This window comes from uncultured Gardnerella sp., from assembly GCF_947280595.1.
GTDB classification, from domain to species: domain Bacteria; phylum Actinomycetota; class Actinomycetes; order Actinomycetales; family Bifidobacteriaceae; genus Bifidobacterium; species Bifidobacterium vaginale_A.
Window position 1 is genome coordinate 1 of the sequence record NZ_CAMYOS010000026.1, and the last position, 7,895, is coordinate 7,895.

The window sequence follows — 7,895 nt, forward strand, 5'->3', positions numbered from 1 at the left end:
ACGGAACAACCTGTTCAATATATGTTTTTAGGCCGTGTAGACAAAAACAATCATCATCAACAATGCCAACAGTAATATGCTTTGCTATCATATTGCTCCTTTAGAAAAGCATTATTTAAGTAATAATAGTACTTGAATTTGTATGATGAATATCTTGTCTAGGAAAACCTTTACAAAGCAGATTGTATAAAGGTAGTTACTGGAGCTTACGGGGGTTACTCCGCAGCGAATAAGTTCGCTTAAAGCTTAGTGATTCAAAGCAATGTGGTTGAGGCTATGCGCAAGTCAATCGCTCAGTAGTGTATAAACTCTATGCAAAATAAATCATTCTCTGGTATTACGCAAGCTCCAAGAATCATAAATAAAATCATCATTTAGTGTGATGCAAACTCTTTACGTCGATTATAGGCTATTAAGCAAAAGCTGAAATCCTCAATAAAGTGTCAATCATAAAAGCGTTAATTGCAGCATTAACGAGCCCTTTATTTATTTTGGATCAGTTTGAGAGGCTTGTTTCGACGCATCCTATGCGTTTACGAGTTTGGAGAGTAAGGAGCTTTGTGTTATGCGTAAGTTTACGAAAGTATTCTTGTTAGCTGCTCTGCCAGTGTGTTTGCTTACTGCATGCTCTGGTAGAGCAGTTGATAATAGTCAACAGCAGGCATCACGTGATTCAGTTCCACTTGTTTCAGTCAAAAAACAGCCTTTAACACAAGTTGTGTCGGGTAAAGCATCAATAGAACAATCGTCTACCTTTGTTATAGCTGCTGTAAGTAGAGGGAATTTTTCTCCATCGGTAAAAGCAGGAAGTGCTGTAAAAGCTGGAAGTGTTCTAGGCTACAATGCTGGTAATAAAATTATTGCTCCCGTAGACGCTAAAGTTGTGTCAGTAGCTGAATCATCTGCGGACGTGCCTAAATCTTTCCCACTATTCACTCTTAAATATGAAGGTTTTTCGATAAGCCTTAATGCAAAAGCTTTACTTCGTTCTGCGGATATTACAGATGTTAAAGGTCGCTTCCAAGTTGAAGACGGTGTTGGACCAACCAATTGTTTGCAAATAGTACAAAGCGGTGGAACTTCTACCGATATTGCAGCTTTGGGTAGTAGCAAGAATGATAATGCTGATTCGACTCAAACAGATGAGTCGAGTGTGCAAAGTACACCTAGTGTATCGTCAAAAGTTTTAACGTGTTTAATAGATAAAAGCGCAGAAGTAGAATCAGGCCAAAATGCGACGCTTGTTTTTAATGGCAAGCATAAACAATCGGTTCTAACGCTGCCCGTTAGTGCGGTTGCTGGAAGAGTTCAAAAAGGCTTAGTCTCATACAAAAAAGGCGATAATTGGGAGCATAAAGAAGTTGGTCTTGGAATCAGTGACGGCGCTAATATTGAAATTACGTCTGGCTTGAATGAGGGTGATGTTGTAGCAGGTGTTTCTCCTGATCTCATTCCAGGAGTGCAATGATTATGGGAAACAATCCTGTTCCACTGGTTGAACTACAAGACGTGTCAGCGCGTGTAAAACTAGGCAATGGCGAATGGCTTACCACTGTCAACTCTGCGTCTATGCTACTTAATCAAGGTGAAACATACGCGGTAGTTGGCAGGTCTGGATCTGGCAAAACGAGTCTTATTTCTATTATTGGATTTTTGAATAAAAATTTTACTGGAAAATACTATTATTCTGGCAAGTCAATCCAAAAGTGTAGCGATAATACAGTATCGCATATGCGCGCTCGAAATATTGGTTTTGTTTTTCAAAACTATTCTCTCATTAAGCATTTAAGTATTAGAGAAAATGTTGAGTTGCCGCTTTTATACGCAGGACTACAACAAAGCAAGCAGACAAGAAGAAAAACGATAGAAGAAGCATTATGTGATGTTGGATTGCAAGATAAACTAAACGAATACCCTGGAAGTCTATCAGGCGGTGAACAGCAGAGAGTCGCGATAGCGCGTGCTCTCGTTACTAATCCCGAATTACTTATTTGTGACGAGCCAACTGGTGCGCTCGATAGTAGTACGGGAGAAAAAGTGCTTCAAGTGTTGCATGATCGTGTTCAAGAATCTGGAACAACATTACTATTAGTCACTCATGATATGAAAGTGGCTCGTTCTTGCTCTCACATTTTTACTATGGAAGGCGGTGTTCTTTATGATCATGTTGCTTAAAGATTTGCGCCTGTCTCCTATGAGATCCTTCCTCACAGGTTTTTCAATGTTTATAGGCATTATTGCCGTTATTGCGTCAGTGCTTATCGGCACGGTTGGTAAGGACTATCTTATTGCAACTAACGAACAGCTAAACGGTCGTAGACCAACATACGAGATTACTTTTTCAGCACAAAATTTTGACGAATATTCAGTATTTGACAAATTCTTAAATCGCATTGAATCCGCAAACCGTAACGCTAACGTTATGCTACAACCAAACACTGGACTACTGTTTAGCGCTTCTATGCCAGCCTCGAAGAGTGTAAAAATAAGCAAAGAATATAAGACCAGCAATCTTCAATATGTTGACGCTGTTTACACTACTGCAGGATACAACAAAGTTTATAACTTACCTGTTGTAAGTGGGAGATGGTTTAGTAATAGCGCTAAAAGCAACGCATTAGAAATGGTAGTAAATCAATCTGCTGGCAAAAGATACAAGATTGGTGAAGTAGCATTTATTACTTCTCGCAAAACAACACAAATGAGTCCTATAAGGATTGTTGGAGTTGTGAACGATGGCGTAGACTCAGCAAAAGTATACGTGAATATTCTAGGATTATTACGTTACGCTCCAACTCTTTGGGAATATTCTGGAAAAGAAGCTCAAGGCTCAATCTACTGGTTGAATAAAGAAAATCGTTCTCAAAAATCAATTAAATCTTATGTTTCAGATGCTCTTTATGACTGTTGCGGTGGGCAAGTAAACGAAATTAGAAGACATGATAATAGTGATAATTACGAGAATGTTATAACAGTATTGCAATTAAGTTTTGCTATCGTAGCAGCATTATTGCTTTTTGTTTCCGCGCTAGGTTTAATCAATATTGGTTTAGCATCGTTGGAGCAGCGCACGCATGAACTGCTTATACGCAGAGCTTTGGGTGCTACTAAATGGTCGATTGCTTCACTCGTGTTAGGCAGCGCGATTATTTTAGCGCTGATAGTTTCGATTGCTGCTGTCGCTGTTTCTTTTGGTCTTGTGTCTATAACATCAAGTTTTTGGGATGCAGCAAGCCCAGTTAGTCCGCCAGTTTACCCATATGAAGCTGCTATTGGAGCTGTTATTGCGGCTTTTATTACAGCGCTTGCTGGAAGTGTGGTGCCGGCAATAAAAGCATCGCGTTTACAGCCAGCATTAGCATTGCGTTAATTTTCAAAAAATAAGAAAGAAGGAATAATGAATAATCATACTATTGGTAAAGCAACTCTTATTGTTGGTGTGCTTAGTGCGCTTCTTATGCTTAATGCGTGTGGAGGAATAGGCAACAATAATGCGAGTGGTGTGGATGGTGCGCGATCGCAAAATAGTTCACCTAGAGAGACTGTTGATTTTGCTCATATAGAGAAGGAATATCAGGAGTCCGTTGCAAAGCTTAGTTGGCCTAAAAAATATAAAGCTCCTGCAAACTTGGTTGGAGAAGAAAAAGACGCTCAGTTCCAGAGTGGATATGGCGATACGCAAGCATCTAATTATTATCAGTGTGCTTGGGAACGGCAATGGTTAGACACGTATGCTAGTGATGAACAAGCGGCAAGTAAAGCTTTGCATGAGCTTGAAAAAGTGCCTAGCATGCCGTTTATGGGTCCAGATCGTTGTGATGATGCAACGCGAAACTTTTTCAAAGAGCACATGCGTAAAGCAAAACTGGGAGATCCGTCAGGATTCCAACAGGATGTGCAAACTAATTGTCCTGTGATGTAATTGCATTTGCATAGCTTTATTGTGCTTTCGCACTAAATAGCTTGTTATATGCTTCTTTTTACCCATGTTGATGGTGTCCAATAATCTTTGGTAAGCATTGATGGGTATGTTTGTTTACGAGTTTGAATAATCCATAAGGCTATACCTGTTGAAATAAGTATTACGCCAGCTGCAATCATTATGAATAATGATGAATTTAGATTTCCCCATGCTAGTACGCTTGCATACCCTACGATAATGCCGCATTGCTCCATAATAGAAGTAAAAGTAGTAGTCGCGCCGAGAATGTGTGTTGGTATGCCGTCGAGAAGAGCTGTTTGCCCATAGACAATAGTGGCGTCAAAAATAATACCTGCAATGAAAGCAGAGCAAAGAAAAAGAGCAATCCAATTATTAAGTGCGAAAATAAGTAAAGGAATAGAAAGGAATCCAGGTAATAAAATAGAGTATAAAATCTCATAATGTAGCACAATATATTTGCATAATAGCGAACCTACAATCATGCCAATGTTAAATATGCTGACTATTGATCCCCAAGTGGATGCCGAATGAAAAAGTGTGAGACAATGGTGTGCTCCCATTAGTCTGAATGCGGCAAGCCATGATCCCGATTGTAATGCTGATACTACTCCTAAGACTATTAACCATGGTGTAGATTTCATATAGTGTAGAGAAGCTGCAAAACCAGCAGTTTTATTGCTTCCTGTCTTCGTATTAGTTTCGCTATTTTGTGCTTGCTGGTTTAGATTAACTAACAGTAGAGGTAGCGCCGCTAGTATCATCACAATAGCAATGCTCGTAAAGAAAATGAGCGGATTGCATATATCAACAAATATGCCAGTGATAGCAGGTGCAGCAAGCCTGCTGAGATTAATCCACATGCGCATGCTTGCTAAAAATTTGGTTTTTTCGCCAGTTGGTGCGCTATATGCCATTAATACTTTTTGATTAGGCGAAGAAAATGCAGTAAAGAAACCGAATATTATGCCGAGTAGTGTAACCGTAATAGCAATAAGATTATGCTGTGCTACTAAAGCGAAACCGTATCCAGTACACAACAAGGCAAAGCAGAACGTTAGCGCTATAAACAATCTAGTTGGTGGATATTTATCTGCGATAATTCCGCCAAGCGGTGCTGCTATGCAGGTCATAAGCGCTACTGATACCGCGTTAAGCGCTGCGTGAGATAAGTCGACATGTATTAAAAGATATAGACTTACGCCAAATCTACAGCTTGTTATAAGAAAAGCATTAAGCGATAAAACGGATATAATCAAACCCGATCGTACTCGTGTTCCAGCGTTCATTACGTGCTTTTCTTTCATATTATGAATGATATGTGTCTATTGATATTTACACCTTTATGTACACCTTTTTCTGGACTGCGAGTGTAATGAGTGTTCTGTTGCTGTGTTTTACTCTTAACTACTCTTAACTACTCTTAACTACTCTTAACTGTGCTGAGCCCTACTCTTGTATGGCTTTGTTGGGTTTTTGCTGTGTTTGTTGCTGTGTTTTACTCTTAACTACTCTTAACTACTCTTAACTGTGCTGAGCCCTACTCTTGTATAGCTTTGTTGGGTTTTTGCTGTGTTTGTTGCTGTGTTTTACTCTTAACTACTCTTAACTACTCTTAACTGTTTTTTGTGCTTGATCTAATCTTTTATGCGCGCATAATATTGCTTAGGATCAAGTTTAGAATTTCCATGCCACAGTAGAGCGTGTTTATTAGCAAGTCCACGTAATAATTTTCGCGCTGTAGCTTCGCTCATATTAATAAGATTTGCAGCTGTTTTTACGGTAATTCGATCATTGCTATATGAATATGCGAGAATCTTTCGCTCATTCTCATTGAACTCGCCATTATTTAGTTTTTCCTCTAACTCATTTATATGATCGTCCATGCGCATTTGACGCGAAGCATAGTTATTTTCTAACGTCAGCAATAAAGAGTAAGGATTTTGCTGGCTGTATTGAGGATCATTGAGATAAAATTCCGCCATTTCCTCATAAATTCTATTAATTCCTTCATTGAGTTCTCGAACCCAGCCGAAGTTAACTAGCGCGCGAGCAATACGAGGATTCCTAGCGTAGCGCGTATGTCGCATATTCTCTAATGTCACAATATCTGGCAAGGAGCCAGGGCTGAATATCTCGAATCGATCGTCAAACATGCTAACGCGAATATAATCGCCTCTTAATGAATAATCGCGATGTGCTACGGCGTTAACAATTCCTTCAAACCAAGCAAATTCTGGATATTCTGGTACGACTTTGAATCTTCCATCGTTTCCAAGATATTCAAATTCGCGCAATTGCGCTCGTATAGCTGTTTGTGATTGGCGAATAATTGTTGGAATCGGTCCGTCAAAGGTTTGATCTTTAACAATATTCATTCGTGCTCCAGTCTCACGATGTGTTCCTTCATATCGCAAGAATCTCAGACGAGCTTGTGGGAAATAATAGCTTGGATTTTTGCCAAACATTAGAATTGATGCGGCAGTTAGTTGACCTTGATGCATAAATCCGCGAGCTTCTAATACTTGCTGATTAGGTAAATGCTCGCAATTAAGTTGTTTTTTATATTCATTCAACAATTGTTCATCAAGATCTGCCAGGTTAGCATCTGGAATCAGATTATCCTCGAATAATCTTTCGCCTTTAGCATACTCTAATTGCTTAATTTGAGAGTAATTTTGTTTGACGCTTTTATCTCCAATTCTTAAATAAACTTCTTCACTTCGGTTTTTAATAAGTCTATTTTTTGAGCAATCAATATGAATGATGAATAATGCATTTTTGCCATCTTTGGATTCATAGTCTAACTTACTGTAATCGATTGAAGGCTGGCCAATGATATCTTGTTGGATTGCTAGTTCATATTCGTCTAAAGAATGAGCTTCCGTATAATTTGTGCCAGATAATTCGCCATTATCATCGATGCCGATAGCTAATGTGCCTCCGTCTGCGTTGGCAAAGGCAATGACGTGTTTTAATATATCTTTAGGTTTTATGCGAGCACTTTTGCGATCAAAATACTGACCTTCTTTCAGGTCTTTAATATCTTCAATCTTGTACTCTTCCATTGTTCCGCCTTAAATATCGAAGCATTACTGCGCGATTTTTATACGAATAATTCTTGTGATTACTATATCAAAAGAAGGATATAGAGAGTGTTATTATTTCAAGGATTTGACTGGAATGCCATGTGAGTAAATTAGGAGTATTTACAGCGTGTTATTAAGTACATTGTTGTTTTACTCTTAACTACTCCGAAGTGTGTTGAGCCCTACTCTTGTATAGCTTTGTTGGGTTTTCTTTGTGTTTGTTGCGGTGTTTTACTCCGAAATACTCCGAAATACTCCGAAATGTACCTACTTGCGTTAGCTGTTTGTACTGTGATTTGTAGTGCTGCAGTTTGCAAGCAAGATGCATAATTACTGGCGATAGTAGGAGAGGAAGTTGGAGAGTTTGCTCATCGCGTCGCGAAGCGTTTGCAAGCGCGGCAAGTAGACTACGCGGAAGTAGCCTGGAGTCTGCCAATTAAAGCCTTTTCCGTGCACAATCAGCAACTTCTGATCGCGAAGCAAATCAAGCGCAAACTGTTCGTCGTCGTGAATGTTGTAGCGAGCAGGATCAAGCTTTACGAACATGTAGAAAGCGGCATCCGGTCGCTCAACGCTTACGCCATCCATCTCCTGAAGCGCGTTATAGCAGTATTCGCGCTGCTCATACACGCGACCGCCCGGCTCCAAATACTTCTCAACGCTCTGGTATCCACCCAAAGCAGTCTGAATAATCGACTGCGCAGGAACGTTCGAGCACAATCGCATATTAGACAGCATGTTAAGTCCCATAATGTAGTCGCGAGCCTTGGACTTATCTCCCGAAAGACTCATCCAACCAATACGGAAGCCGGCAATCATATGCGACTTAGAAAGTCCGCTAAAAGTTACGCAGAACACGTCTGGAG

General features: G+C 39.7%; 7 protein-coding genes and 1 pseudogene. 4 read left to right on the top strand and 4 right to left on the bottom strand.

The annotated features are described in order from the left end of the window. Positions 1-91, bottom strand: a pseudogene (locus Q0X59_RS05840) (DNA-binding response regulator); the annotation flags it as partial. Between the two features lie 474 nt (positions 92-565). Here Q0X59_RS05840 and Q0X59_RS05845 point away from each other — a divergent pair. From Q0X59_RS05845 to Q0X59_RS05860, 4 genes are read left to right on the top strand one after another with little or no spacing between them, the layout of a single operon-like run. After that, positions 566-1,468 carry an efflux RND transporter periplasmic adaptor subunit gene (locus Q0X59_RS05845; protein WP_297643829.1) on the top strand — a complete coding sequence of 301 codons (903 nt, stop codon included), beginning with the start codon at positions 566-568 and terminating at the stop codon, positions 1,466-1,468. Further along, entirely contained in the window at positions 1,465-2,175 is a 711-nt protein-coding gene (locus Q0X59_RS05850; RefSeq protein ID WP_297643831.1) for an ABC transporter ATP-binding protein, read from the top strand. Before Q0X59_RS05845 ends, Q0X59_RS05850 begins: the two co-directional genes overlap by 4 nt. Next, entirely contained in the window at positions 2,159-3,370 is a 1,212-nt protein-coding gene (locus Q0X59_RS05855; RefSeq protein WP_297643672.1) for an FtsX-like permease family protein, read from the top strand. The genes Q0X59_RS05850 and Q0X59_RS05855 overlap by 17 nt, the downstream gene beginning before the upstream one ends. 27 nt (positions 3,371-3,397) lie before the next feature. Then, positions 3,398-3,922: a hypothetical protein gene (locus tag Q0X59_RS05860; RefSeq protein ID WP_297643674.1), complete on the top strand. Its 525-nt coding sequence runs from the start codon at positions 3,398-3,400 to the stop codon at positions 3,920-3,922. 44 nt (positions 3,923-3,966) lie between these two features. Here Q0X59_RS05860 and Q0X59_RS05865 read toward each other — a convergent pair whose 3' ends face one another. The 3 genes from Q0X59_RS05865 to Q0X59_RS05875 form a co-directional block, all read right to left on the bottom strand. Next, positions 3,967-5,229, bottom strand: coding sequence for an MFS transporter (locus tag Q0X59_RS05865; RefSeq protein ID WP_297643833.1), 1,263 nt, complete (start codon positions 5,227-5,229; stop codon positions 3,967-3,969). A gap of 348 nt (positions 5,230-5,577) precedes the next feature. Continuing rightward, positions 5,578-7,008, bottom strand: coding sequence for an ATP-binding protein (locus tag Q0X59_RS05870; RefSeq protein WP_116712665.1), 1,431 nt, complete (start codon positions 7,006-7,008; stop codon positions 5,578-5,580). A 351-nt stretch (positions 7,009-7,359) separates the two neighbouring features. Beyond that, positions 7,360-7,895: aminotransferase class I/II-fold pyridoxal phosphate-dependent enzyme (locus Q0X59_RS05875; protein WP_297643838.1), on the bottom strand; the 536-nt coding region annotated here is incomplete at its 5' end.